Source organism: Proteocatella sp. QWL-06 (assembly GCF_058684135.1).
Map to the genome: position 1 here is coordinate 2,182,849 of NZ_CM178755.1, position 25,832 is coordinate 2,208,680.

A 25,832-nucleotide genomic window follows, 5' to 3' on the forward strand; every position below is an offset into this window, starting at 1 on the left:
CCTTGACATTCAGTGGACTATTTTTTTATTATGGCGCCGAATTTGCATTTCTCCATGCAGGCTCCGCACTTGATGCATTTTTCGAGATCTATCCTGTGGACCTTCTTTACTTCGCCTGTGATAGCATCTGCCGGGCATACTCTCGCGCATGCGGTGCAGCCTACGCACTTGTCTTCGAGGATGTAGTAGCTGAGAAGGCTTCGACATACCTTTGATGGACATGTCTTATCCTTTATGTGCGCTATATATTCGTCCCTGAAATAGTTGAGCGTTGAAAGCACAGGGTTTGGCGCTGTCTGTCCGAGTCCGCACAGCGAGTTCTGCTTTATGTGGTTGCTAAGCTCTATAAGCTTGTCTATGTCTGCCATCTCGCCCTGGCCCTTGGTTATCCTCTCGAGGATCTCGAGGAGCCTTTTTGTTCCTATCCTGCAAGGGGAGCATTTGCCGCAGCTCTCGTCCACGGTGAACTCGAGGAAGAATTTGGCTATGTCTACCATGCAGTTTTCTTCGTCCATTACTATAAGTCCGCCTGAGCCCATCATGGAACCTATGGCTATGAGGTTGTCATAGTCTATCGGGGTATCTATGAGGTGAGCCGGTATGCAGCCGCCTGACGGTCCGCCTGTCTGAGCTGCCTTGAATTTCTTGCCGCCCGGGATTCCGCCTCCGATTTCTTCTACTATCTCTCTTAGTGTGGTGCCCATAGGTACTTCAACGAGTCCTGTGTGGTTTATCTTTCCGCCGAGCGCGAATACCTTGGTGCCCTTTGATTTTTCGGTGCCCATGGCTGCGAACCACTGTGGCCCGTTCATTATTATCCTCGGGATGTTGGCGTAGGTCTCCACGTTGTTTAATACTGTCGGCTTGCCGAATAGTCCCTTCTGCGCAGGGAATGGCGGTCTTGGGCGTGGCTCTCCTCTTTTTCCTTCTATCGAGGTCATGAGGGCAGTCTCCTCGCCGCACACGAATGCTCCTGCTCCGAGCCTTATCTCAAGATCGAACTCAAAGCCTGTGCCGAGGATGTCTGTTCCCAGCATGCCTCTCTCCTTGGCCTGGTCTATAGCTATCTGGAGCCTGTGTACCGCTATCGGGTACTCTGCTCTCACGTATACGAAGCCCTTTGTGGCTCCTATAGCATATCCTGCTATGGCCATGGCCTCGATGAGCACGTGAGGGTCTCCCTCAAGTATGCTCCTGTCCATGAACGCTCCCGGGTCTCCTTCGTCGGCGTTGCAGCATACGTATTTCTGGTCGTCTTCATTGGCTCTCGCAAGGGCCCATTTTGTCCCTGTAGGGAAGCCGCCGCCTCCTCTTCCTCTTAGGCCTGATGCCTTGATCGTGTCTATGACCTGATCCGGGCTCATGGTTGTAAGTACTCTCGCTATCGCCTGGTAGCCGTCTGTAGCAAGGTATTCGTTTATGTTTTCAGGGTCTATGACTCCGCAGTTCCTGAGGGCTACCCTTTTCTGCTTTCTGTAGAAGTCTGTATGTGTGAGCGGCTCTATCTTGCCGTCTTTTACGGTTTCCTGGTAGAGGAGGCGCTTTACGACTCTTCCTTTTTCGATGTGCTCTGAAACTATTTCCTTTATGTCCTCAGGCTCTACTCTTGAGTAGAATGCTCCCTCAGGATACACTATCATTATAGGGCCGAGGGCGCAGAGTCCGAAGCAGCCTGTCTTTATTACCTTTACTTCGTCCTGAAGGGATCTGCTCTGGATTTCTTCTTCAAGGAGCTGTATTATTCTTTCGCTGTTTGACGAGGTACAGCCGGTTCCTCCGCAAACAAGTATATGTGAACGGTACATGTAGTTTTCCTCCTCTTAGGCTTTGGTATATTCAGTGACTGGCTGATTGCCGGATATGTGCTTTTCTATTATGTCTCTCATTTTCTGTGGGGTGAGATTGAGGTATGTCGTTTTTTTGCCGCCGGAGTCTATGACTTCTGCCGTGGGCTCGTAGTTGCACATGCCCATGCAGTCTGTCTGTACTACCGCTACGTCATGGAGGTCAAGCCTTTCGAGTTCTTCCATCGCTGTATGTACTATGCCCTTTGCCCCTTTTTCGATCCCGCAGTCTCCCATTGCTATGTTTATCCTGTATCTCCATGTGTCGGCTTCTCTTATTCCCAGCTGCCTTTTTGCTTCTGCTGCTGCCTGATTAAGCTCCTGTATGCTTTTCATGTTTTCCTCCTCTTATACCGCGGTATTTAGCCTTTCTGCTTGTAAGAATCGATTATCTTTTCTACGTCCTGCACTGTAAGCCTTCCGTGTACGTCTTCGTTTACCGTTATTACCGGTGCGAGTCCGCATGCGCCTATGCAGCGGCAGGCCTCGAGCGAGAACATTCCGTCCTCTGTGCATGCACCGTCTTTTATGCCCAGCTCTTTGGCGAATTTTTCGTAGATGTCGCCTGAGCCTTTTACATAGCACGCCGTACCAAGGCATACGGAAATCTTGTACTTGCCTTTTGGAGCCAGCGAGAACTGTGAATAAAATGTCACAACTCCATACACTTCTTCGAGCGGCATCCCCAGTCCCTTTGCTATCATCTTCTGGACCTCTATAGGAAGATAGCCGTAAATCTCCTGAGCCTTCTGGAGCACCGGCATAAGGGCTCCCGGCATTTCCCTGTGCTCTTCGATTATGCTTTTCAGTTTCTGTTCCTGTTCTATGGTGCCTGCAAATTTGACACCTGGTTTACAATCGCACATCACATGTAGCCTCCTGCTTATACAAAGTTTAATTTGTTTAGTTTTGCTATCTTATTTTACTATATTTTCTGTATCTTTACAATATTGCAAAAATATTTAGGCAATCTGTTAAAAAAATAAATGGTCTTGCATATCTCCTCAGTATATTATAGAATATAGTCAGGGTAATGTGTGCCCTCTGAAAATTTAATTGACATAAATTTGGTAAAACCATTCGCGCTCCATGCGGATGGTTTTTGAATATGGAATATGATGTTTGAGACAGAAAGGAAGAATGCCTGTGAAGATGATATCCTGGAACGTGAACGGAATAAGGGCCTGCGTGAATAAGGGCTTTATGGACTATTTCAACGATGTGGATGCGGACGTGTTCTGCATTCAGGAAAGCAAGCTGCAGGAGGGCCAGATAGATCTGAACCTGCCCGGCTACCACCAGTACTGGAACTATGCTCAGAAGAAGGGCTACTCCGGGACGGCGCTTTTTTCTAAGAAGGAGCCGATCTCTGTGAGTTATGGCCTCGGAATCGAGGAGCATGACAATGAGGGAAGAGTGATAACCGCGGAGTACGAGGACTATTATGTGGTGACCTGCTATACCCCGAACAGCAAGACGGAGCTCGAGAGGCTCGATTACCGCATGGTGTGGGACGATGCCTTCAGGAATCACCTGCTTGCGCTCGACGAGAAGAAGCCCGTGCTTTTCTGCGGAGACCTCAACGTGGCGCACAATGAGATAGACCTCAAGAATCCAAAGACCAACAGGCGCTCTGCCGGGTTTACGGATGAGGAGAGGGGCAAGATGACGGAGCTGCTAGGCGTAGGGTTTATCGATACCTTCAGGTACCTTTATCCTGATGCCGAGGGCGCTTATTCGTGGTGGTCATACCTTGGAAAGGCCAGAGACAGGAATGCAGGCTGGAGAATCGACTACTGGTGCGTTTCTGAAAGGCTGAAGGAAAAAATAAAAGAGGCAGAGATCCACTCCGCTATTCTCGGATCAGACCACTGCCCTGTAATGCTTGAAATTGAAATTTAACATATAAGATCTCTGAGATACTGCGTAAAGCTGTCTCTGAGGTCTTCTTTTTTTAGCGCGAATTCTACGGTCGCCTGGAGAAAGCCGAGCTTGTCTCCCACGTCATGCCTTCTTCCCTCGAATTCGTATGCGAGCACCTGTTCTCTGGATGCAAGCTCCCTGAGGGCGTCGGTGAGCTGTATCTCTCCGCCTGCTCCCGGCTCGGTGTTTTCGAGGATCTCGAATATGGCCGGAGATATTATGTATCTCCCGAGTATCGCTATGTTTGACGGTGCGCTCTCTGAGGATGGCTTTTCGATTAGGTTTTCTACCTCGTATATGCCCGGGGTGAGCTCCCTGCCGTCCACTATGCCGTATTTGCTGACGTCCTGCTCATCCACCTGCTGGACTCCGAGCACGCTCGCCGAAAAGGTCTCATGTATCTTCATCAGCTGAGAGAGGCACGGCACCTCAGAGTCGACTATGTCATCTCCCAGGAGCACTGCGAAGGGCTCGTTTCCGACGAAGCTCTTTGCGCAGAGCACCGCATGGCCAAGGCCCTTTGGCATCTTCTGCCTTACATACTGTATGTTTACCATCTCGGATATGGATCTGACTTCTTCGAGAAGGTCGTATTTTTCCTTTGATTCAAGCTCGAGCTCGAGCTCTATGGACCTGTCGAAATGGTCCTCTATGGCCCGCTTGTTCCTGCCGGTTATTATGAGTATGTCGGTTATGCCGCTCTTTACGGCTTCCTCTATGATGTACTGGATCGTCGGCTTGTCCACGATCGGCAGCATCTCCTTGGGCTGTGCCTTGGTGGCCGGAAGGAATCTCGTTCCAAGTCCTGCCGCCGGGATTACCGCTTTGGTTATCTTCATGTCTCTTTCCTTTCGTCTGCCTGGAGGTCATCTATTTTTACTGCGACGGTATGGTCTATATGGCGCCATACGGTCTCTTTTTTTATCATGCATATTATGTTTATAGGAACCCAGCTGAATACGAATGCCCAGAAGAACAGTATCCCCTTTCGCATCTTGTGTGGCTTGCGGTGAGCCATTATGACGGCTATCGTGCTCATCATCATGCAGAACATGTACGAAAGCGCCACAGCGCCTGAAAGCCTGTAAAATACGTACATTGGGCTCATGCTGCCGGTCTTTACGAGCTCATAGTCTATTACTGCCGTAAGAATTATCGCTACTATATAAAGGATCTGGCTCGCGAGCGCTGACATGAACATCATCATGTCGAAGCTGCTGAGGCTCAGCTTTGTGAAGGCTTTTTTCATCAGGGGCCAGAAGTAGCTCTCTATGCCCTGTATAAGTCCGGTGGTCCATCTTTTTCTCTGCATCCATGACTGCTCGAAGCTCAGAGGCTGCTCGTCATATATTATGGCATCAGGTACCCAGTGCACCCTGCAGTCCATGAGCACGCATTTTGTGGTGAGCTCTATGTCCTCGGTCATCGTGTGGGTGACCCAGCCGCCCATCTTCTGTATGAGCTCATGGCTGACCATGAAGCCGCTGCCGCTTATGAGGGCCGAGAGCCCTATGCGGCTCCTTGCCTGGTTGAAGAATCTGTTGGCCGCGTAGTAGTATATCGCGTAACTGCCTGAGACTGCGCTGTCATAAGGGTTTTTGGAGTCCCTGTAGCCCTGGGCCGAGTATGCGCCTGCCTCGAGCGCCCTGTTCATGGAATCCAGGAACTTTTCGTCCACGAGGTTGTCTGCATCGAATATGCAGTAGGCGTCGTAGCGCTCATCTTCATCAAGAGAGAGCATGTGGTCAAAGAACTCCGAAAGAACGTCGCCCTTGGATTTTATGGTCCTTTTGCAGGTGAATATCTCGGCCCCGCTGCGCCTTGCCTCCTGCTCGGTGCTGTCTGTGCAGTTGTTGGGTATTACGATTATGTCATACCTGTCCCTCGGATAGTCCTGCCTCTTGAGGCTCTCCACGAGATTGGCTATGACTGCCTCTTCGTTTCTCGCCGCTATCACAGCCGCTATCCTTCTCTTTCTGTCCGTCTGCGGATACTCCGGATTGGGACTGAAGGAGAACAGGCATATCGTCAGGAAGTACATCGAGTAGATGAACAGCCCGACCGTTATGGCCATCCTTATTATCCTTACTGTTTCCATTATGTTAATACTTGATATCTCCATTATATTCAACACGGTTCCTTCCATTTTGTTTGGCTCTGTAGAGCATTTCGTCCACCCGCTTTATGCCGTGGTCAAGATATGAAGCGTCCGCCGTGAACTCGTATACTCCAAAGCTTGCCGTATATCTGATCTTCCTTCCGTCCTCTGCGGTGACGCATGAATCCATGATCGCCTTTCTTGCAGCCTGTGCGAGGCTCACTGCCTGAGCAAGAGATTTGTCTGGAAGCAGTATGAGGAATTCTTCGCCGCCGTATCTGGCGCTGAAGGCTGCTTCTGTGAATTCATTTTTTAGTATTCGGGCTGCATCTGCGATTACGTGGTCTCCGCTCAGATGGCCGTAGCTGTCGTTTACAGTCTTGAAATGGTCTATGTCTGCGATCGCTATCGAGAGTGGCCCTTTTCCTCCTCTGTGAGCAAAATCCCTGCAGGCCTTTTCTGCTATGCTCATTATGCGCTCTCTCGTGAGAAGCCCCGTAAGAAAGTCATGATCCGCCGCATATCTGGTCGCCTCCAGAAATCTTGAATTTTCCATGGCTATGCCTACATATGAGGCGATTATCCTCAGCTTCTTGTAATCTGCTGAGCTGAAGGATTTTTCTCTGCTTCGGCTGAGCCTCAGTATTCCGAGCTCTCTTTCTCCGGCCATCACTCTTGCACTGATTGAGGACCTTGAATGAGAGGTATTCTGAGATGCGAGCTTTTCTCTGCTCTTTGCAAATTCTACCACAATATCATCTGAATGCATATATCTGCATATCTCGCAGTTTACCGTATTAAGGATCTTGTCGCTGTTTAAGTCTGATATGACAGCCTTTCCAATCTCCGCAAGCTCTTTTAGTTCACGAGTCATGTTCCTTACGAATCTCGTGTGCCTCTCTGCCTGCTTTATCTTCATGCCTGCGATGTATATGTGGCTGTTCTTCTCGTTCTCCATGTCGAACAGCTCCTGTGCCCTGATGAAGTATTCATATGCCTCTTTGTAGTTGTTCTGCTTTTTTTCTACCTTTGCAAGGCCTGTATATATCTGCTGAAGCTTTCTTCCCGAATTTTCTTCTGACAGGGCCTCTTTTGCATCGAGAAATCTCTGCTTTGCCTCGTCATATCTGTATCTCTTTATTTCGAGCTCTCCCCAGTCTATGAGGATCTCCGGGACAAGGGAAAGGTTGCCTGTATTTTCGGATTCACGGACTGCTCTTGAAAAAGCTTCATCTGCGGAATAAAACTGATATCTTCTGGCATGTATGCGGCCTTTTATCCATTCAAGCTCAGGAACGTCCCATTCGTAACCCCCTCCGATGGCTGCCTCGGTGCATTTTTCTACCAGGCGCTCTGCTTCCTTCAGGTTGTCCAGAGATATCTCATTGTGGGCCATGTTTATCCAGAGTGCAAAGCGGTGCATGTCCGTTCCCTCTGCCTGGAAGGATTCGAGCCTCCTCAGCATCTCATTGGCTTCTTTGTATTCTCCGAGCCTTTCGTATGCATAGGCAAGGTTTACGCCGGTTATGAAGGTGTATCTGTATTCCTGCTCTTTTTCGCACAGCTCGAGGGCAAAGTTTCCCCAGTTTATCGCCTCGACGTAGAGCTCCGAAAGCATGCTCGAAAGCATTATCTCGTTGCAGGCTTCTATGGTGGCGGCTGTATTTTCTGTCCTGCTGAAATATTCATAGGCCTGTTTTGCGTAAACTTTGGACTGTGCGTACTGCATCTTTTCTGTAAGGCACATGCTCCTCAGATATTTAGCGCGGGCATTCGCCATCTTCTGTCCGTTTGCTTCTGTTACCTCGAGGAGGCGATCTATTATCTTTTCGGATTTTTCGATGTCCTTTACCAGGTTTTCCCTTATTCTTGCAGTTATTTCTTCTATGTGGCTTTCATCCTGCGTCAGTAATTCAAAGTCTCTTTCAAATTCAAAATATGCTGCACTTTCCATATTGTCCCCCAATTAATGCCCTATATTATTTCATGTATGAAATCCTGTTCCTGCCACTTTTCTTTGCCTGATAGAGGGCTTCGTCCACAGCCATCAGCCCGTGTTCGAATTCCTCGTTTTTGAAAGTGTCGTACTGATATACCCCAAAGCTGCCCGTGAATGATATCTCCTGGCCGCACTCTGAACAGAATGCATGATTCTCGAACTGCTCCCTTATTCTCTCAGCGACCTTGCTGGCGCCTTCTATGTCTGTCTCCGGAAGGATCAGTATGAACTCCTCTCCTCCGTATCTCGCGCTTATGTCCCCTGCGCGGGAATTCAGCCTTATTATATCCGAAGCCTCTGTAAGCAGGCGGTCTCCGGTCCTGTGCCCGTAGGCGTCGTTTATCTTCTTGAGATAGTCTATGTCTATCATTACCAGCGAGAAGGGGCTGCCTGAGGTGACGCATTCAAAATACCGCTTTTTGCCCTTTACGAATATCTCCCTGCGGCTGGACAGTCCTGTCAGGAAGTCATGGCTCACAGAATGCTCTATGGCGTGATAAAGGTCTGAGTTCTCAAGCGCTATCGAAAGATAGGCCGCTATGGTCTCGAGCTTGTATACGTCTTCGGCTGTGTATGTGCCTCTGCTGAAGCTCTGTATGCTTATGTATCCCGTGGATACCTCGCCTATGAAAAGCGGGCAGTATATCATTGACTGCGGATATGGCCTGCCTTCCTTTAAGCTGCTCTGCTTCGCCTGATCTATATATCTGGAATATTCACTGTCTCTGTCATTTATGAGTATGCTCTCCCTCTCATTCAGCACATGCTCTCCCACCGTGGATTTTTCGCCTGTCGCGAAGCCTTCGATGCGGTTTGTCTTCCCGTTCTCGACATAGGTTGCCCTGTTTATCCTCGCGTTTTTGGAGTCGTACTGTGCAAGCAGGAGGATGTCGAGGCTGAAGAGCTGCCTGGCCTCGCTGTAGAGGATCTCTACTATCTCGTCATATTCAAGCCTTGAGCTGATTTTCTGACATATGGAGTATATTCTGTCTATATCTGCATGCTGTTTTTCATATATTCTGGCTTTTTGCCTTACCTTGCTGTATCTTTTCTGGACGAGCGCCATGAGGCTCTGGTCCTTTATCATGCTTTTTTTGTGCCAGGATGAGTTCTCGAGATATCTGAGGGCATTCATGTAGTCGCCTCTATGCTGATATATTGCGGCAATCTCCCTGTTTATCTCATGCTGGTAGAGATTGTTTCCAAGCTCTGCCGCGGCTTTGAGCGCTTCTTCAAGATGCATCAGGGCTGCGTCTCCGCATTTATGCTTAGCTCTTTCTTCTGAAAATACCATTATCGCGGCCTGAGCCCTGCTGGCTCTGACCATGCAGTCAAACAGGTATATCCTGTCTGTGACCGCAGATACCCTCAGGGAATTGTCTGAGCCGAGCTCTGATTTTGCGAGCCCGAGATGGACTGCCGCCTCTTCTGCAGCGCCTTCTCTGAGGCTTTTTTCAGTCCTGAGAAGGTGTATCCTTGCCAGCTCCAGAGATGAGAACACGGCATCATAGCTGAGCAGCTCCTCCATCCTTTTCTCAAATTCCTTTGTGCAGAACAGCTTGCTGTTGTGCTTTGTGTTGCAGATACGGCTGAATATCTCCAGCATCTGGAGCCTGATCGCCGGCACAAAATCCCTGTTTTCATGAACCGCGCATTTTTTGAGCCCCCTTTTGGCCCACTGCGCAGCGTATTCATACATGCTGAAATGGCTGAATATGCATGCCAGCTTTGAGCAGCAGGTTATCTGAGCCATCACGTCTCCGGCGGCTTTGCTTTTTTCATATTTTTCTATGTATCTCTCGGCGTATTCTCTCCTTATCAGTTCTGACACCCCCTAACCTGATACCTAATTATAACATGCTTTCGTGAGGAACTGAACATTTTGATATAATTTTGACGGATTAATTTCGTACGCAGAAAAGCCCCGCTTATGCGGGGCCTGAATGATCATAAAGCGGTATCTCTATCCAGAAGGTACTGCCTTTTCCCGGCTCTGAGCCTGCGCCGCAGCTTCCTGCGTGGAGCTCTGCGATGGATCTGACTATGGAGAGGCCGAGACCGCTTCCTTTTACAGCTCTGTTGTGGGATTTGTCTGACTTGTAGTACCGTTCCCATATATGCGGAAGCTCCTGCTCGGAAATTCCGTCTCCCGTGTCTGAGACTTCTATCCTAGCTGAATACGGCAGGCGGACCTGTCTCACGGTCACCCTTTTGTCGCTTCCTGTGTAGTTGACTGCGTTTATGAGGATGTTATAGAATGCCTGGGATATCATCTTTTCGTCTGCCTCTATATAGATATCCTCATCGCTCTTCTCAAAGCTGATGTCGTAGCCTTCTACCCTCAGGAGCTCTGCCGTGGTCGAGGTCATCGACGCGAGCATATCCGTGAGGCTGAACCTCCTGAGGATCGGCTCCCGGGCTCCTGACTGCAGCTTGCTTATCTCGAGCATGTCGTTTACGAATTCTGCGAGGCGCCTGGTCTCATCTATTATTATCTGCGCGTTTTCGGCGTTGTTTTCTCCCGGGAGGTCTCTCATGGCCTCTGCGTATCCTCCAATCAGGGTAAGCGGAGTGCGAAGGTCGTGGGATACATTTGCAAGAAGCTCGCGCCTGTAGTTCTCAGCCTTTCCGAGGTCTGTGGCCGCCACGGCCAGCGTGTCTGAAAGCTCCTTTATCTCCTTGTAGCCTTTTCCGCTGAAGGTGACATCATAGTTTCCCTTTGAGAGAAGCTTTGCGCTCTTGTTTATTTTCTCTATAGGCCTCGCTATCCTGCCTGAAATCATGAATGCAAGCGCTACTGAGGATATTATCATCAGCGCGGTTATGAAGTACAGCTGGGTACGGAGCGTATCTGTAGTGGCATCGAGCGGCACTATCCGCGTGCTCGCCATTATCATGATGCTCTGGGAGTCCTCTAGGCTCAGTATCTCGCAGTATATGATGTTGTCGACAAACGGAGGCCTTCCCTCCTGTAGGGGAAGCTCGTCATGGCGGCTGAGAAATCCCGTGAGATTTCCTCCGCTCTTTATCGTCTGATCGTATATGTCATACTTGTCCAGCGCCGATATCCTGCTGAGGATGGGCTCTCTTGTCCCCTGCGCCGAGAACAACGTATTGCCGCTGCTGTCTACTATCTCTATATCAAGATCCCGCTCCCTCACGACTGCCTGCATATCCGAAAGAGTTTCCATATAAGAAAGCTCTCCGACAGCCGGAAGCTCCGAGTCTTCGCCCGAGTACAGCGGGCCTTTTATATGATCCGTAACCTCTGCTACGGTCTTTCTGAGCTCCGAGGTTTTTACCTGCCTGTAGAATTCATCGAGGAAGGCTATCTGAAAGAGCCAGAGGATTATAAGAAGTATCGCGCTGAAGCTCAGAAGATACATGAACAGCTTCCACTTGAGGCTGAAGTCATTCTTAAAGCTAAGGCCTTTCTTCAGGTTGAAGCCCGGCTTATTTTTTTTCTGCGGTTTTTCCATATCAGCCCTCGAATCTGTATCCAACTCCCCTGAGAGTTGTTATCATGTCACTGCAGCTTCCGAGGGATTTCCTGAGCTTCTTTATGTGCGTGTCCAGGGTCCTGTCGTCGCCAAAGAAGTCATATCCCCAGACACTGGTTATCAGCGTTTCTCTTGAAAGAGCTATGTTGCGGTTTTTTATCATATAGAAGATAAGGTCGTATTCCTTTGGGGTAAGGTCTGCTTCGACTCCATCTATTGTTATCTTTCTTGCCGTGAAATCGGCCGTGAGCCCTCTGCTCTGATATATGTCATGGGCCTTTTCATCCTCGGATGAATGCCTCACCCGCTTCATTATGGCGTCTATCCTCATCATGAGCTCTCTTGAGGAGAAGGGCTTTGTCACGTAGTCATCGACTCCAGTCTCAAAGCCGTGTATGCGGTCGTATTCCTCACCTCTCGCGGAGAGCATTATGACCGGTACGGAGCTGAATTTACGGATTTCCTTAACGGCGCCAAATCCATCGAGGTCCGGCATCATTATGTCCATTATCACTATGTCGAAGCTTTCCCTGCGGCACAGCTCTACCGCTTCCATGCCGGTGCCTGCCTCGGTCACGCTATGACCTTCGAACTGGGCGTATTTTCTTATAAGGGCTCTTATCTTTTCTTCGTCATCTGTTACTAAAATTCTATACATTCTACCACATCCGTTCTGCAGTCTCTCTCTACTCTTCCGTCCTTCATCTTTATTACTCTGTCGCATTTTGCCGCAAGGCCGCTGTCATGGGTAACTATGAGCATGGTCGTGCCCAGCTCGGAATTGATCTTCCTGAAAAGCTCGTATGCCTGATTTGTGCTCTCTGTGTCGAGGTTCCCTGTGGGCTCGTCTGCGAGTATTATCTGCGGGGAGTTTATAAGGGCTCTCGCGATTGCCACTCTCTGCTGCTGTCCTCCCGACAGGTCTGTGGATTTCTTGTTCATCTGTTCCTTGAGGCCTACTGTCTCGAGCAGGAACTCGGCTCTCTCCCTGTGCTTCATGTTGGACCTTTTGTCCATTATCCAGGTAGGGATGAGGACGTTCTCGAGCGCGGTGAACTCCGGAAGAAGGTGATGGAACTGGAATATGAATCCGAGGTTCCTGTTTCTGAAGTCTGCGAGCTCGTCCGGATTCATCGAAGTGAGGTTTCTTCCCTGAAATATAATCTCTCCCGAGGTGGCGCCGTCGAGGGTGCCAAGTATGTTGAGGAGCGTGGTCTTGCCGCATCCGGAGGGTCCTATTATGCTGACGAATTCCTTTTTTTCAAGAATGAGATCCACTCCATGGAGCACCTGGGTCTTGACTTTTTCGCCGTAGACCTTGGTGATCTTTTTTATCTCAAAAAGCGGGGAGGCGCTGCTGCCATTTTTTGTCTCTCTGCTGCCGTTTTGCGCCTCGCTGCTGCCGTTTTGCGCCTCGCTGCTGCTGTTTTTCACCTTATTTTTATCAACCATTACGAATTACCTCCATCGGGTTGAGCTTTTCTGAATTCCTTGCTGGAACGAAGGCTGCTACCATTCCTGCGAATGTAGCTACCGCAAGGACTATGATGATGTTTTCTCTCTTTATGTCGAGCGAGAATCCAAGGCCTCCGCTCGATGCGGTGCCAATCCTGAATAACTCAAGAAGAAGGGCTCCAAGCCCTATGCCCGCTACTGCTCCTGCAAAGCCGAGCAGGGTCCCCTGTATGATGAATATTCTGCTGGCTGATCTGCCTGTGACTCCCATGGCTTTGAGTATGCCTATCTGCTTTGATTTCTGCACTACGGAGACTGCGAGCACGCTGGATATCCCCAGCGCTATGGCAATAAGCACGAACACCTGTATGGTGTAGGACGAGCTCGACTGGCTGCTCAGCGCGGAAAGGAGCTGCGCGTTCTGCTGCTTCCAGTTTTCGACGCTCAGGCCCGGGAATGAGCCTGCGAGTTTTGCGGCCTTGAGGTCTGCTTCAAACGGCTCTCTCACCTGCATCTCTATCCTGCTCGCGTATCCGCTGAGGCCGTAGAGCTTCTGGGCTCTCATTATATCCATGAACACCCAGCTTCCATTTATGTTTGCGGATTCGAGGTCGAATATCCCTGCGACTATGAAGCTCTGGATGGAACCGTCGGGCATGGTGAGATTTACCGCTCCTCCGGCTTCCAGTTCATATTCCTCTGCAAGGTCTCTTCCTATGAGAATCTGGTTGGCGCCTATCTGGGCTGCTCCTGATACCATCCTGTCCTTTATATTGTATATGCTGTCGGCTCTCTCAAGCTCGATTCCCTTTACGATGAGCGAGGTATCCTTGTCGGCCTTTTTCAGGAATGCATTTCCATCGACTGAGGGGGACGCCTTGATTATGTCCTTGTCTATATCAAGCCTCTCGAGCACTTTTTCATACTGGTCTATGCGGTTTTTGGAGTCGGCATCGCTGCTCGCTATGGTTATGTGGGAGCTGGTACCTATGGTGTTGTCCAGGAGGTTTTCCTGTACTCCGGTTATTATGGAGTTTAGAAATATCTGGACTGCTACCCCCACTGCTATCCCAAGGAGTATGAAGAAGGTCTGTGCCTTGCCGTCGGTGAGGAATCTTATTGCGATCTTCCATTCATATGGCATATCAGTTTCCTCCGTTTTCCTGCTTTTCTACTCTGTCGCCGTCGCTCAGTTTTTCAGGATAGAGAAGTATGCTTTCCTCTGAAAGAACTGGAGCTTCAGTCTCTGGCTGACTTTCGCCTGCAGCTGCCTGGAGGCCGCTCACTGGCTCTATCATCACGAATGCGCCCTCGCCTGTCACTTTTACATATACCTGCTTCGCCCTGCCGTTATCCAGCACGAACACATGGCCTGAGTCTGCATCTCTTGCCACGTATGTCGCATCGACTACGAGCGCCTGAGGAAACTCAGCGGTGACTAGCTCTGCGGTCACGGTCATGGAGAGCAGGAAGTCAGATGCTGCGGACTCGGGGATCTCTATCTTCACGAGTATAGTGCCGGATGCTCTGTCTACTACCGGAGATATCCAGCTTACCTGTGATTTTATCTTTCTGTCAGGGTTTGAGGAAGGATACACATATGCCGGCTGACCCGGTTTTACGTATACCGCATTTTTTTCATCTATCTTTATCTCTGCGTATTTCTTTCCTGATTTTGCTATTTCTGCTATAGCTGCGCCGCTCTGGATTATCTGTCCCTCGCTTACGAATTTCTGGACAACTACCCCTGAAAAAGGTGCTTTTATGCTATATTTGCTCGCATCGCTGCGGCTGGATTCCAGATTTGTGCGGGCCTGCGCTACGAGCGCGCCCTGTTTTGCAGCCTCGCTTCCGCCCGGTGCATATGATTTCATCCTTATCTCTGAGGCCTTGAGATCAGTCTCAAGCTTTGATATGGCATCCTTAAGCTTCTGCAGCTCGGAATCCGATATGGCTCCAGCCTGGAAAAGGGCAAGGTTTTTTTCGTAATCCCGCTTCTGGATCTCAAGCTCTTTTTTTAGCTTGTTTAATTCCTGCACGGCTACCTGATAGTTTGTTGTCACTACTGCGTTATAATTGCTCTGAGCCGCAGAAAGGGCCGCTGTCTTTTCATTTATGCTGTTTTGCAGATCCTGGGAATCCAGCTCTGCAATTGTCTTTGATGCTTCAATCTGACCGCCTTCTTCAAAGCCTACCTTCGTCAGCTTTCCGGCTGCCTCGGAAATCACCGTTAGGGATTCGTCCGCGGCTATCTCCCCGCTCGCGAGCACGCTCTGCACATAATCCTGCCTCACGGGAGTCGTCCAGGCTGCTTTTTCAGGCCTCGTTGCCATATATGCTGCGGCTGACACTGCCAGTGCCAGTCCTGCTATTATGATTACTGTCTTTCTTTTCATGGTTGCTCCTCGTCATATCTGTATATCCGGGTATCAGTATTTATGGAAAAAAATCCCCGAAGAGATTTGCTCGTCGGGGGTAATTTATCTGCATAACGTAGCCTGATTTTTACAGAACAAGTGATGGCGGTGCATATATTCTTGCTCCAAGCTCTGTGTCAAGAAGGTAAAGCCCTCTTGGATCTGCTCCAAACAGTTCCATCTTTCTGATGAGAGCTTCTGCGTTGGCTTCTTCTTCTCCCTGCTCCTTTACGAACCAGTCAAGGAACTGTATCGTCCTGTAGTCCTTAACTTCCGCAGCCTGGCTGTATATCGCATTTATGAGGTTTGTTACGATTATCTCGTGCTCGAGCCCTGCCTCAAGTGGCATCTTGAAGCCCTCGAATTCCTTGTCAGGCTTTGCTATCGCATCAAGCGTAACTCTGTATCCGTTGTTCTGAAGATATTCCATGAAAAGCATTGCATGGTCTCTTTCTTCCTGCGCCTGGATCTTGTACCAGTTCGCAAAGCCGTCGAGGCCGTTGTCCTTGTAGTAATTTGAGATATCAAGGTAAAGATATGCTGAGTAAAGCTCATGATTGATCTGTTCGTTGAGTAATTTTGATACTTTTTCGTTTAACATGTTTTTTCCCCTCTCTTTTTCCTGTAAGAATTTTATTTGCTTGTTTAAAGAGTCTTATAACTTATACCCATTATAGCACATGTCAAACGAATTTTGTCACTCATTTATTGCGCATCTGGAGCTGTCTGCGCGGGTTCTCCTTCAGCCGGCGCTCCTGCTGGAGGATCTCCTGCTGGCTCTGCTCCATCAGGTGATGGCGGCTGGGTTCCATCTGGAAGAAGCGGCCTGTCTCCTTCCGGCCTTGTGCCTTTTCCACCTGCTCCGCCAAAGCCGCCTTTGCCTCCCATGCCTGCGCTGCCGCCCTGGTTTGTGACCATAGCCGAAACTGTCACGGTTTCTCTTTCTTTGCCTGCTACCTTTACAGTGAGCTTCTCTCCCTGTGATATCTCAGGCGAGCTGAAAATGAGGGTGGAAAAGCTTTTATCAGCTGTGAATGTCATCAGCTCTCCTGATTCATCGCTTATCGATATGGTCTCGCCCTTGGCGGCTCCTGCCAGGATTACTGAGGGCTGGGTTGAGGATTCGGATGTGGGCATGCTGGTGCTTCCTGCGGCTCCGATTATCGTTCCTCCTGTTATTATGAGGTTGTTTCCGTCACAGTCTATCGAGGCTTCGGGCATGTCTGCTCCTATCGCAGTTACAGTTCCGCCTGTGATGTGGATGGTTCCGTTTGAGTCTATGGCATCACCCTTTGATGCGTTTGCGTAAACTTCGCCTCCATTTATCGTTATGTCATTTGAAGCGTTCAGAGCATCGTCATTTGAGTTTACCTTTACATTTCCTCCGTTTACGATGATGTCATTCTTGCTCTCTATGCCTTCTTCGGATTTCTCTACGGTCACGTTTCCTCCGTTTATGGTTATGTTGTCGGTGGCATGGAGGGCGTCGTTGACTGCGTTTATTATGATGTCTGATCCGTTTATGATTATATCGTCATCGGATTCCACGCCGTGCTCGTTGTTGCCGTTTATCCTGAGCTCGCCTTTTCCTTCGAATATTACAGTGTCATTGCTGAAAAAGGCCGCGTTCATCTCATCGGTGCCTCCGTCTGAGAGCTCGTTCTTTGTGCCTTCATTTGCTGAGACTGTGAGCTGTTTTGCGTTTTCCACCTGTACTGCCGGCCCTTTGGTGTTGTTTATGGTGACCCCGTCAAGCTGAAGATATACTTCCTGATCGGTGTCTATGACAAGCTTTGCGTCGCTCAGACTTCCGCTGAGGGAATAGGTTCCGCCTGTGGTTATCTGCTGGTCAGTGCTTCCTGAGAGCACTATCTTTTTTACGTCTGCATCCTGAGATGATGATGTGCCTGAACTCCCTGATGTCTGGGAGCTGCATCCTGATGATGCTATGATTACTGCTGAGGCCAGCAGAAATGCTGTTATGATTTTTCTTTTCATTTTTCTACCAACTTTCTGTGTGTTTTAGGCTTAGTGTGATGTTGAGGTTGCCATTCCTGGATCTCAGGCTGTCTATGAATTCCTTCTGATTTATATCTTCTGGGAGCATGACTGCATAATGGAGCTCAAACAGGGCCCCGAAGTCCGCTGTCTTTATTTTTTCCAGCCTGAAGCTGTCTGTATAGCTGGCGAATATGTCGTCAAAGAGGTGCTGGTAGTCCGTGTCCTCCGGGATCACTATCCTAAGCTGCATGCTGCCTGATTTTTTCTGCGCGTATCCGGTCTGGGTGAGTATTACCATCGCCGCGCACAGTATTGCTGCAAATATGGCTCCATAGAGGATGTATCCCATTCCACAGGCCAGTCCGACTCCGAGGGTGAAGAATATATATCCGATGTCCTTTGGATCTCCGGGAGCGCTCCTGAACCTTATTATGCTGAAGGCTCCTGCGAGGCTGAGGGCCCTCGCTGCGTTGTTTCCTACGAGCAGGATTATCATGGCTATTATGGATGGCAGCATTATGAGCGTTACTGCGAATGAGGCTGAGGCTCCCCTTTCTCTTTCTGTGAACCTGTATATCAGGCTGATGAAGAGCCCCAGTGCCAGAGATGAGAGTATTATGGTTACCGTCCCGCTCATGGTGATGGTTTCTGCTGCGGCCGTTGATGTAAGCAGTGTGTCTAACATATTATCCTTCCTTCTTCCTTATTATAGTTTTCTTTTTTGATATAGCTTATTCTGCTCTTGTATTCAGTTCCGTATTTTGAAAAGCTCTGTGATCTTATGCCAAGCCTTGAGAATTCTGCTGTGAGCCAAAGCGGCAGCGCGCCTGAGGTTTTTACTTCCATGAGATAGGTCCCTTCGCTGAGGAGAAGCTGGCCAAAGTCACCGAATTTGAGCTGCGGACTGGTTCTTCTCGTTCTTATGCTGCTGTCGAAGGTTATCCTGAAGCTGCTGTCTTCTCTGTCAAAATAGGCGTTTCGCTGGTATGCTATGAATACCTTGGGGGATACGGTATGATTTTTCAGGAAGAACTCTATCTCGCCCGTGACCTGGCGGCTGATGTAGTCCTGATTCCCGGGCCTGATCCCTTTTTCGACGAAGGCCTCGACCTCGCTGAAGGTCATTGCTACCCGCCTCTTGCTGACTATACCTCCGATTTTCTTCTTGAGCTCGAGGTATACTCTGGCATCGCCGCTCTCTGGGATTTCATAGCTCCTCATCCTGAGCTTTTCCTTGTAGTATGGCTTTGAGAGCGATTTCTGTATTATCTCGTCATTATCGGTATCGTAATAGACATTGTATATGGTGTACATCGCTCCGTCCCTGCAGTTGGCATCGCATACCATGTGCTCCGAGAGTGCCTGAGCGAGCTCTCTGTACTGAGCTTCGTTTAGCATGTATTTTTTTTCGTATCTCTTGAATGTACTTATTGACATCTTTACCGCCTCCTTCATGATTACATGATACAGGACTTTTCTGACTGTTATATGTCGGGAATGTGAACAATGGGTGAAAGTTTTGTTTACAAATATACTTATTCCGGGTACAATATAAGTATATTTGTAAACAGGAGGTGAAAGCATGAACTATATTGAAATCATAGAAAAAATAATGAATGAACAAAACGGAGTTATTCTGAGTTCAGATCTGAACAGTTACGATATACCGAGGGCTTACCTGTCGATGATGGTTCAAGAAGGGCAAATCGAAAGAGCGGGAAGGGGCATATATTTATTGCCAGATGCGCTTGAGGATGAAATGTATATAATGCAGAGAAAATATCCTAACCTTATTTATTCACATGAAACTGCACTCTTTCTGCATGGCCTGTCTGACAGAACTCCTTTTGAGAATTCTGCAACGGTGCCAAGCGGATATAAGGTCGTAAACAATATAAGTGAGAAATTTAAAATTTATTATATAAAAAAAGATCTTCATCTCATGGGTGTGACCGAAGGAAAAACTACATTTGGAAACAGCGTCCAGCTTTATAACGTCGAAAGAACTGTATGCGATGTATTAAGAAGCAGGAATCGAATGGACATTCAGATTGTGACAGATGCCCTTAAAAGAGCCGTAAAGAAAAACAGCCTGGATTACATTCTGCTTTCAGAATATGCACGCAGGCTTGATGTGGAAAATATTTTACACACTTATATGGAGGTGCTTCTATGAACGGAAATGCAATGAGCCTGAAAGCAAGGATAAGAAATCTGTCCAAGGAAAAGAATGTATCACCACAAGCCATATTGCAGAACTATATGTTCGAAAGGTTTTTAGAAAGACTGTCAAAATCTGATTTTAAAAACAACTTCATCCTAAAAGGCGGTATGCTTATCGCTTCAATTGTGGGCATCGACAGCCGCTCTACAATGGATATGGATGCAACTGTCAAAAACTATCCGATATCTGCAGATTCCCTGACAAAGGCAATAAGCGAAATCTGCAACATAGAAATTCCTGATGATGTAGTTTTCTCTTTCTCAGGAATAGAGCCTATAAGGGATGATGACATGTACGGCGGCTACAGAGTATTGCTAAAAGCAACTTATGATACAATAGTTACCCCGCTTTCAATCGATATAACTACAGGTGATGCCATAACCCCGCATGAAGTATTGTATCTTTACAAGATGATATTCGAAAAATCTGCCATAGGAATATGGGCATATAATATTGAAACCGTTCTTGCTGAGAAGGTAGAGACCATATTGAACAGAGGCGAGCTGAATACCAGGCCCAGAGACTTCTATGATGTCTATATACTGGTAAATACCCAGAAATTTGACGGAGCTATCTTTGCCGAGGCACTGAAAGAAACTGTAAATCATAGAAATACAGCACATATATTCAGTGATATAAGAGACAGGATAGAAATAATCAGAAGCAGCCGCGCGCTCAGAGACAGATGGACAAAGTACTCAGAAAACTACATGTATGCAAAAGACATTGCCTACGAAAACACTGTAGATGCGCTTGTAAAGCTGATTGGTTTTTTGAGCTGAGTTTTATCTAAAAATACAAAAATACTTATATCATGTGCAATATAAGTATTTTTGTAAAAGCAGTATATATTGTTTTTAATCAAAATCGAGCATTCCCTTTTCATCAAATTTAAAGTTTGGTCCCCAGGCTACTTCCCAGTAGTATCCGTCAAGGTCGGCAAAATATGCGTGATAACCGCCCCAGAAAACTGGCTGCGGTTCTTTTGCGATTCTGGCTCCCGCTGCCCTGGCTTTTTCTATCACCTTATCTACATCTTCCTTGTTTTCTACGTTATAGGCCAGAGTGATTCCCGAAAAACCGCTGGAAATCTGAGGAGGATCTTCTTCGCTTATATCCTTGGCCAACAGTTCTAACGGGTAGAGCTCGAATTTTGTCCCGGGCGTATTGAAGAATATAACATCCGGATTATTGTTTTTTTCCTCTGTTTCGAATCCCAGGCTGTCTCTGTAGAATTTTACAGCGCTCTCCATATCTCTGACTCCCAGGCATATGCAAGTGATCTTGTTCATGGGTTTTCCTCCGTTTTCTGCAAAAGATTGTATACTTACCATTTGTCCATCAGGTTGAATAATGCGACGTTGATCTGTATTTATATATTCTTCAAGATTTTTCAGATAATCCGGGATTTCCTCTTCACTTTGAGGCGGAGTGTGTACGATTTCATCTGTAAGAGTATTTTTTATTACGGTACCCGGCAATTTCCGAATGCCAGCCCTGCTTGCTTCAACTCACTCCTGAATATCAATCAGGCTGTTTATGCTTATAAAGCCTTTAGCTTTGAGCTCTTCAAAACCGTTTGAAATTGCAGTCCTGTACCTTAAAACTTCTTTTGCTGAATCAGATACAGATGTTTCACTCGTCATCTCCTTTATATCAACATTCAACGGCAGTTTGTACACCTTGGACCTCCTTATTTGGACATATTATCTTTACATGCCCAAATAATAACATAAATTGGGCATGTTCTCCATACGTGTCCAATTTATATATTAGAAGGAAGGTATCACCTTCCTTTCAGCTTAGTATCTCTTAAAATCCAAAGTTCTGTGCCCCCCAATAAGACATTGTAGAAATATGATATAACCCTGTTGGTTCATTATATATTACCTTATGCGCCAATTTTTCTAAATCTTTATATACTTTTGCCCTTGCTATTGTTAAGGCTTCCTGCTCTGCAAAACCTATACCTATTCTCTTATATTCTGGATTCAACATATTTGCTTTGTGCCCAGGTGAGTTCCACCACATAGTAAACATATCTTCTGCACTCATACCACCAGATAATACATTCTCACCTACACTTACTTCATTGAACATCCTTGCTAAATCTAATATACTACCATAAGTCCCCTCATGATTTGCTTTACCCGTTTTTACCATATCGGCTACTTTGTATTCTGACATGTTAATTAAATTATTATCTAATACTAATGGGCCTGCTCCTACTTCGTTTCTTGCTTTATTGATTAATACCAACATTTCTTCTCTCATTTGTTGCTTCTGACTTTCTGTTGCTCCTTTTACTTCACTTAAGTCTACTTTGACAATTTCAAAGGGGTTGTAGTCTTTGAATGGGTCCCATTCTTCCTCTTTTTCCGATACTTCTGTTGGGTCTGGTGTTACTACTGGTATTTCGGCATCCTTGTCTGAAAGCAATACTAATGTCTTACTTTTGTCATCCCATTTTACACCAAATCCCATTTCATCGCCTAAGTCACGTAACTTAAAGTATGTGTTGCCTTTTATTGTATAAGCTAACATAACTGATTCTTTACCATTTTTGTAGATTGTTGCCCTGCTCTTGTAACCTTTTTCTGCCACATGAGGGGTTTTCATGTCAAAACCCTCACCTTTTCCAGTGTAAGGTGTATTGGTTTTTAAATTTATACCTTGTTTTGACTGGTCCCATAATACTTCAAACTGAGCCATGGTACCATTAAATATGTGAGCTAAGTCTCTAAGCATAAAATAATTATACCCACCTATGTTATAGGCACGAAAACTCGCAGGTTTTCCGTCTACTGTTATCTTCTCACTTGTTGGATTTGCCTGTACTTCTTTTGGCTCAGATTCAATTATTTTTTTATTTAAAGATTTAACCTCACGCTCTAACTCCTCAGGAGGAATAGTATAAGCATTTACCCTCGCAAAATAATCCTTTGCCTCTTTGCTGTTTACATCTACCCATACTGCCTCATTGTCCCTGAGTATCATAGTTAGGGTTTGTGCAAATACACTTCCTGTACTCCCCAGGATCATTATGAGAGTAAAAATAAGTAATACTGATTTTTTCATGTTAACCCCCTTAAACTGTTAAGTTATACCCTTTCTTCTTTTATAGTAACTATTTATTAGTTTACTGGTCCTAACCACTGCCATCCTGTACCGTCATACATTACAATGTTCTTGTATACTGTACCTACTTTTGCTTTGTGTCCATACTCCTTAAAAGCGGCATCTGCATAATAACCTCTTATTGCATTCCACTCTAATGCAAAGTGTCCTTCGCCTGTTCGTGGGTCTACTAAGTAGGTTTGACCATCTGTACCCATGGAAGGAAGTCCTAACTCATTTGGACCAAAAACATAACCATTGGCAAATGTTATGCCTGAATAGTAATCTACCCCTTGACCTTCACCTAAAACACCCGCTGGACCTACTTTTAATACAACTTTTGTACCGTCTGCCTTGACTACTGTATCACCTGGCTTTGGTACTAATGGTCTGCTGCCATCTGTTAGACTGATTACTTTGTCTGAAGTGATTACCTTGTTCGTATCGACTACCCCTCGTTCTGATTTCTCTAACATCCTTACTATCATTGTGGCTGCTTCTGCTCGTGTTCCATTCGCTTTACCATCATATAAACCATCTGTGGTTTTACCACCTACTAAACCTTTCATAAAGGCTTGCTCTACATAGTATTTATATTTTGATTGCTTACTCACTTCCTGATAGTCACTCATTATCTTGGCTACATCTGTTGTGCTTACACTTTGCTCTTTCATTATGTTCTCTGTTACCCTTATCATTACATATGCCATCTCATACCTTGTGATTGGCTTGTTCCACTCACTCTCAGGAAAGTCATTCAGTAAGAGTACATTATTATCCCTTGCTGACTGAAATGCACCTGAAGCCCAGTGAGGTCCTACTGAACCTGATATCTGACCGTTTAATGGACTCTTTACAGCTATGGTCACAAACTCGGCTTTGGTTATTGTTTTGTTTGGACCAAATGTACCGTCTGGATAACCTGCTATTCCACCTCTTGCTACAAGCGATTTTATATTGGCTTCTCCCCAATGACCTTTTATATCAGATAGGGCTACTGCCTTTGCACTGGTGTTCTTTTCTTCTATATAGGCACTTACACCTAAACTTGTTCTTACTGTCTCTATTGCTTTCTTTGCTGATTGTACCTCTGCATAACTATCTGGTACGCCTTTTAAGACACTTTCTGCTCTGTCTAAAACGGAATACACCTCTGCTGTTGCTGTCTTGCCTGACATCCTTACTGCTGATTCTAACTCTAATAGCCCACTCGCCATTTCACTTATTAGTGACTTGGATACCCTGTTCTCTTCTGTTCTTAATACCTCTAACTGGGATATTGTGGACTCTGCTTTTGATAACTCTGTTGACATTGCAAAAGAGAAAGTACTGAATGCCAGCGTAAAAAACAGTGTGAATAGTAATATTTTGTTCTTCATATGAACCCCCTTTATGTAGTTTTTATTACCCTCTATTTTACAGATAATAGTAAGTTTAGTCCATATCGGTTTACTTATTTCTCTTTATCTTTCTGTACAGCGTTGCGCGGCTTATTCCAAGCATAGCGCACATCTCATCCACTGTCAGGCCGTGATTTTCTCTATAGATCATGGCTTTTTCTATCTCCATTTTTTCGAGTTCTTCGAGGTTCATTATATTTGTCCTCTGTTTTTCTGACTGCTCCGCTGCGACCTTCTCGATTCCCTGCTGATTGTTACTGTCTTTACCTTTTTCCTGTAGCTTTGGCGGGAGGTCTCTGAGGGATATAATGCTTCCTTCTGACATGTTGACCGCATATTCCACGGCATTTTCAAGCTCGCGCACGTTTCCTTCCCATTCATATGCTTCTATCGCCTGGAGCACGCTGATTTCTGCTCCCTCGACTTTTTTGCCGAGCTTGCGTGAAAATTTTTCTATGAAGGTACTGGTCATTATCCCGATGTCTTCTCTTCGCGCTCTCAGCGGAGGTACGTCAAGGGGTATGACGTTGAGCCTGTAGTAGAGGTCTTCTCTGAATTCCCGGTTTCTTACCTTTTCCTCAAGGTTTACGTTGGTGGAGGCTATTATCCTGACGTCAACTTCAATCTGGCGGCTCCCTCCTACTCTCGTTACTTTTCCGTCCTGGAGCACTCTGAGAAGCTTGGGCTGAAGGTGAAGCGGCATTTCGCCTATTTCGTCGAGAAGAAGGGTTCCTCGGTCTGCAAGCTCGAACTTGCCGGGGTGACCGCCTCTTGATGCTCCTGTGAAGGCGCCTTCGCTGTAGCCAAAGAGCTCGCTCTCGAAGAGATTTTCGGGTATGGCGCTGCAGTTTATGGCTATGAAGGGCTCGCTTTTTCTGTCGCTGGCGTAATGCACTGCCCTTGCGAAAAGCTCTTTTCCTGTGCCGCTCTCTCCTGTTATGAGGAGCGTGGAATTGCTCTGCGAAGCTTTTTTTGCAAGCTTTATGGTGTCTTCCATTATGCGGCTTTTGTGGATTATGTTGTCAAAAGGGGTCGCTATGTTGGCTGATATGAGGCTTCGGGCTGACTTTATGAGGCCCTGCATCTCCTGTATTATGAAGACCGAGGACTGCGTGCCTTCTTCGCTCTCGATTATCTTCGTGCTTATTATGCCGCCGGTCACTTTTCCTGACGGGTGGCGGTATTCGAATTCCCTGCTCTTCAGTTTTTTCCCGAGCCTGAAGTCCTTTATGCTGGTATGATTTATTATTTCCTGGATATTTCTGAATCTCTGCTGCGTTATCCCCAGCATGCTGTCGGCTATGCTGTTTTTGTATTTTATGTCTCCGATGCTGTCGACGGTTATGATGCCCTTGTCCATTATGTCCATGACTGTCTGGAGCTGGCCTGCGAGTATGTTGATCTGAGAAGTCTTTTCTTTTTCTGTCAGAGTCGCGGCTATCATCTGGGACATCTTCTGCAGGAAGCTGAGTATGCCGGCTTCGTTTTTGAGGAGCTTTTTCTTCTGCTGCTGATCGAAGGCAATGAGCCCTATCGCGCCCTCTGCTTTATTTCCTGCGGTTATAGGAGCTACCATCTCCGCACACTCCGTGCAGGTGTCCTTGACGCTGCAGTCACTGCAAACCTCAGCTTCTCTTGGGTTTTCGACTATATATGCCGAATTGTCCCTGAGGCAGCTGGCAAAGGCGCCGCTCTGGGATATTTTTTCTCCGATCTGGGCCTTGTATTTTCCTGTTCCTGCTATGCGGACGAGGCTGCGGTCTGTCACCGTTACGTCTATCTCTATGACGCTCGATATCGCCTCGGCTATCTGCTGTACGGTCGACTGAATATCCTTAAGTTCCAATATTTCCT

General features: G+C 47.0%; 24 protein-coding genes. 3 read left to right on the top strand and 21 right to left on the bottom strand.

Going from position 1 to position 25,832, the window contains the following annotated elements:
- Nucleotides 1-17: 17 nt before the first annotated feature.
- From nuoF to AC4PGZ_RS10510, 3 genes are read right to left on the bottom strand one after another with little or no spacing between them, the layout of a single operon-like run.
- A complete protein-coding gene (gene nuoF, locus AC4PGZ_RS10500; protein WP_492158573.1) occupies nt 18-1,805 on the bottom strand; it encodes an NADH-quinone oxidoreductase subunit NuoF in 1,788 nt (595 codons plus the stop codon).
- A gap of 15 nt (nt 1,806-1,820) precedes the next feature.
- Nucleotides 1,821-2,180 carry a (2Fe-2S) ferredoxin domain-containing protein gene (locus AC4PGZ_RS10505; protein WP_492158574.1) on the bottom strand — a complete coding sequence of 120 codons (360 nt, stop codon included), beginning with the start codon at nt 2,178-2,180 and terminating at the stop codon, nt 1,821-1,823.
- Nucleotides 2,181-2,206: 26 nt separating this feature from the next.
- Nucleotides 2,207-2,710: an NADH-quinone oxidoreductase subunit NuoE family protein gene (locus tag AC4PGZ_RS10510; protein WP_492158575.1), complete on the bottom strand. Its 504-nt coding sequence runs from the start codon at nt 2,708-2,710 to the stop codon at nt 2,207-2,209.
- Between the two features lie 280 nt (nt 2,711-2,990).
- Here AC4PGZ_RS10510 and AC4PGZ_RS10515 point away from each other — a divergent pair, with 280 nt between their 5' ends.
- Nucleotides 2,991-3,746 (top strand): exodeoxyribonuclease III, encoded by a 756-nt coding sequence (locus AC4PGZ_RS10515; RefSeq protein WP_492158576.1) that lies wholly within the window; start codon nt 2,991-2,993, stop codon nt 3,744-3,746.
- Here the strand turns inward: AC4PGZ_RS10515 and galU are convergent.
- The 13 genes from galU to AC4PGZ_RS10580 form a co-directional block, all read right to left on the bottom strand.
- Entirely contained in the window at nt 3,743-4,606 is an 864-nt protein-coding gene (galU, locus tag AC4PGZ_RS10520) for a UTP--glucose-1-phosphate uridylyltransferase GalU (RefSeq protein ID WP_492158577.1), read from the bottom strand. The two genes, AC4PGZ_RS10515 and galU, sit on opposite strands and share 4 nt — an antisense overlap.
- Nucleotides 4,603-5,901 carry a glycosyltransferase family 2 protein gene (locus AC4PGZ_RS10525; protein WP_492158578.1) on the bottom strand — a complete coding sequence of 433 codons (1,299 nt, stop codon included), beginning with the start codon at nt 5,899-5,901 and terminating at the stop codon, nt 4,603-4,605. The genes galU and AC4PGZ_RS10525 overlap by 4 nt, the downstream gene beginning before the upstream one ends.
- On the bottom strand, nt 5,870-7,819 hold the full coding sequence (locus AC4PGZ_RS10530; RefSeq protein ID WP_492158579.1) for a diguanylate cyclase: 1,950 nt from the start codon (nt 7,817-7,819) through the stop codon (nt 5,870-5,872). Before AC4PGZ_RS10530 ends, AC4PGZ_RS10525 begins: the two co-directional genes overlap by 32 nt.
- Before the next feature lie 25 nt (nt 7,820-7,844).
- Entirely contained in the window at nt 7,845-9,695 is a 1,851-nt protein-coding gene (locus AC4PGZ_RS10535; protein WP_492158580.1) for a sensor domain-containing diguanylate cyclase, read from the bottom strand.
- 97 nt (nt 9,696-9,792) lie between these two features.
- Nucleotides 9,793-11,343 (bottom strand): sensor histidine kinase, encoded by a 1,551-nt coding sequence (locus AC4PGZ_RS10540; RefSeq protein ID WP_492158581.1) that lies wholly within the window; start codon nt 11,341-11,343, stop codon nt 9,793-9,795.
- A gap of 1 nt (nt 11,344) precedes the next feature.
- The gene (locus tag AC4PGZ_RS10545) at nt 11,345-12,022 is read right to left on the bottom strand and encodes a response regulator transcription factor (protein WP_492158582.1); all 678 of its coding nucleotides are present in this window, start codon (nt 12,020-12,022) and stop codon (nt 11,345-11,347) included.
- Nucleotides 12,007-12,816, bottom strand: a complete 810-nt coding sequence (locus tag AC4PGZ_RS10550; RefSeq protein ID WP_492158583.1) for an ABC transporter ATP-binding protein — start codon at nt 12,814-12,816, stop codon at nt 12,007-12,009. Before AC4PGZ_RS10550 ends, AC4PGZ_RS10545 begins: the two co-directional genes overlap by 16 nt.
- Nucleotides 12,809-13,963 (bottom strand): ABC transporter permease, encoded by a 1,155-nt coding sequence (locus AC4PGZ_RS10555; protein ID WP_492158584.1) that lies wholly within the window; start codon nt 13,961-13,963, stop codon nt 12,809-12,811. Before AC4PGZ_RS10555 ends, AC4PGZ_RS10550 begins: the two co-directional genes overlap by 8 nt.
- Before the next feature lies 1 nt (nt 13,964).
- Nucleotides 13,965-15,215 carry an efflux RND transporter periplasmic adaptor subunit gene (locus AC4PGZ_RS10560; RefSeq protein ID WP_492158585.1) on the bottom strand — a complete coding sequence of 417 codons (1,251 nt, stop codon included), beginning with the start codon at nt 15,213-15,215 and terminating at the stop codon, nt 13,965-13,967.
- Between the two features lie 109 nt (nt 15,216-15,324).
- The gene (locus AC4PGZ_RS10565; RefSeq protein WP_492158586.1) at nt 15,325-15,837 is read right to left on the bottom strand and encodes a ferritin; all 513 of its coding nucleotides are present in this window, start codon (nt 15,835-15,837) and stop codon (nt 15,325-15,327) included.
- 104 nt (nt 15,838-15,941) lie between these two features.
- Nucleotides 15,942-17,234: a carbohydrate-binding domain-containing protein gene (locus AC4PGZ_RS10570; RefSeq protein ID WP_492158587.1), complete on the bottom strand. Its 1,293-nt coding sequence runs from the start codon at nt 17,232-17,234 to the stop codon at nt 15,942-15,944.
- A gap of 4 nt (nt 17,235-17,238) precedes the next feature.
- Nucleotides 17,239-17,922, bottom strand: coding sequence for a DUF4956 domain-containing protein (locus AC4PGZ_RS10575; RefSeq protein ID WP_492158588.1), 684 nt, complete (start codon nt 17,920-17,922; stop codon nt 17,239-17,241).
- A complete protein-coding gene (locus AC4PGZ_RS10580; protein ID WP_492158589.1) occupies nt 17,916-18,674 on the bottom strand; it encodes a polyphosphate polymerase domain-containing protein in 759 nt (252 codons plus the stop codon). The genes AC4PGZ_RS10575 and AC4PGZ_RS10580 overlap by 7 nt, the downstream gene beginning before the upstream one ends.
- Nucleotides 18,675-18,819: 145 nt before the next feature.
- Here AC4PGZ_RS10580 and AC4PGZ_RS10585 point away from each other — a divergent pair, with 145 nt between their 5' ends.
- Together AC4PGZ_RS10585 and AC4PGZ_RS10590 are read left to right on the top strand one after the other, a co-directional pair.
- Nucleotides 18,820-19,413, top strand: coding sequence for a type IV toxin-antitoxin system AbiEi family antitoxin domain-containing protein (locus tag AC4PGZ_RS10585; protein WP_492158590.1), 594 nt, complete (start codon nt 18,820-18,822; stop codon nt 19,411-19,413).
- On the top strand, nt 19,410-20,243 hold the full coding sequence (locus tag AC4PGZ_RS10590; protein WP_492158591.1) for a nucleotidyl transferase AbiEii/AbiGii toxin family protein: 834 nt from the start codon (nt 19,410-19,412) through the stop codon (nt 20,241-20,243). The genes AC4PGZ_RS10585 and AC4PGZ_RS10590 overlap by 4 nt, the downstream gene beginning before the upstream one ends.
- A 75-nt stretch (nt 20,244-20,318) precedes the next feature.
- Here the strand turns inward: AC4PGZ_RS10590 and AC4PGZ_RS10595 are convergent, their stop codons facing one another.
- The 5 genes from AC4PGZ_RS10595 to AC4PGZ_RS10615 all read right to left on the bottom strand — a co-directional run bounded on the left by AC4PGZ_RS10595 (nt 20,319) and on the right by AC4PGZ_RS10615 (nt 25,824).
- Complete coding sequence (locus AC4PGZ_RS10595; protein ID WP_492158592.1) at nt 20,319-20,753, bottom strand: VOC family protein; 435 nt, start codon at nt 20,751-20,753, stop codon at nt 20,319-20,321.
- A 219-nt stretch (nt 20,754-20,972) separates the two neighbouring features.
- Nucleotides 20,973-21,143 (bottom strand): hypothetical protein, encoded by a 171-nt coding sequence (locus AC4PGZ_RS10600; RefSeq protein WP_492158593.1) that lies wholly within the window; start codon nt 21,141-21,143, stop codon nt 20,973-20,975.
- A gap of 130 nt (nt 21,144-21,273) precedes the next feature.
- Nucleotides 21,274-22,539, bottom strand: a complete 1,266-nt coding sequence (locus AC4PGZ_RS10605) for a CAP domain-containing protein (protein ID WP_492158594.1) — start codon at nt 22,537-22,539, stop codon at nt 21,274-21,276.
- Between the two features lie 56 nt (nt 22,540-22,595).
- Nucleotides 22,596-23,957, bottom strand: coding sequence for an S-layer homology domain-containing protein (locus tag AC4PGZ_RS10610; protein ID WP_492158595.1), 1,362 nt, complete (start codon nt 23,955-23,957; stop codon nt 22,596-22,598).
- 70 nt (nt 23,958-24,027) lie between these two features.
- Nucleotides 24,028-25,824, bottom strand: a complete 1,797-nt coding sequence (locus tag AC4PGZ_RS10615; protein WP_492158596.1) for a sigma-54 interaction domain-containing protein — start codon at nt 25,822-25,824, stop codon at nt 24,028-24,030.
- Nucleotides 25,825-25,832: the final 8 nt, after the last annotated feature.

Coding starts and splice junctions, on each gene's coding strand:
- nuoF (WP_492158573.1), bottom strand. CDS start 1,805: ATGTACCGTTCACATATACTTGTTTGCGGAGGAACCGGCTGTACCTCG.
- AC4PGZ_RS10505 (WP_492158574.1), bottom strand. CDS start 2,180: ATGAAAAGCATACAGGAGCTTAATCAGGCAGCAGCAGAAGCAAAAAGG.
- AC4PGZ_RS10510 (WP_492158575.1), bottom strand. CDS start 2,710: ATGTGCGATTGTAAACCAGGTGTCAAATTTGCAGGCACCATAGAACAG.
- galU (WP_492158577.1), bottom strand. CDS start 4,606: ATGAAGATAACCAAAGCGGTAATCCCGGCGGCAGGACTTGGAACGAGA.
- AC4PGZ_RS10530 (WP_492158579.1), bottom strand. CDS start 7,819: ATGGAAAGTGCAGCATATTTTGAATTTGAAAGAGACTTTGAATTACTG.
- AC4PGZ_RS10540 (WP_492158581.1), bottom strand. CDS start 11,343: ATGGAAAAACCGCAGAAAAAAAATAAGCCGGGCTTCAACCTGAAGAAA.
- AC4PGZ_RS10545 (WP_492158582.1), bottom strand. CDS start 12,022: ATGTATAGAATTTTAGTAACAGATGACGAAGAAAAGATAAGAGCCCTT.
- AC4PGZ_RS10550 (WP_492158583.1), bottom strand. CDS start 12,816: ATGGTTGATAAAAATAAGGTGAAAAACAGCAGCAGCGAGGCGCAAAAC.
- AC4PGZ_RS10555 (WP_492158584.1), bottom strand. CDS start 13,963: ATGCCATATGAATGGAAGATCGCAATAAGATTCCTCACCGACGGCAAG.
- AC4PGZ_RS10560 (WP_492158585.1), bottom strand. CDS start 15,215: ATGAAAAGAAAGACAGTAATCATAATAGCAGGACTGGCACTGGCAGTG.
- AC4PGZ_RS10565 (WP_492158586.1), bottom strand. CDS start 15,837: ATGTTAAACGAAAAAGTATCAAAATTACTCAACGAACAGATCAATCAT.
- AC4PGZ_RS10570 (WP_492158587.1), bottom strand. CDS start 17,234: ATGAAAAGAAAAATCATAACAGCATTTCTGCTGGCCTCAGCAGTAATC.
- AC4PGZ_RS10575 (WP_492158588.1), bottom strand. CDS start 17,922: ATGTTAGACACACTGCTTACATCAACGGCCGCAGCAGAAACCATCACC.
- AC4PGZ_RS10580 (WP_492158589.1), bottom strand. CDS start 18,674: ATGTCAATAAGTACATTCAAGAGATACGAAAAAAAATACATGCTAAAC.
- AC4PGZ_RS10585 (WP_492158590.1), top strand. CDS start 18,820: ATGAACTATATTGAAATCATAGAAAAAATAATGAATGAACAAAACGGA.
- AC4PGZ_RS10590 (WP_492158591.1), top strand. CDS start 19,410: ATGAACGGAAATGCAATGAGCCTGAAAGCAAGGATAAGAAATCTGTCC.
- AC4PGZ_RS10595 (WP_492158592.1), bottom strand. CDS start 20,753: ATGAACAAGATCACTTGCATATGCCTGGGAGTCAGAGATATGGAGAGC.
- AC4PGZ_RS10605 (WP_492158594.1), bottom strand. CDS start 22,539: ATGAAAAAATCAGTATTACTTATTTTTACTCTCATAATGATCCTGGGG.
- AC4PGZ_RS10610 (WP_492158595.1), bottom strand. CDS start 23,957: ATGAAGAACAAAATATTACTATTCACACTGTTTTTTACGCTGGCATTC.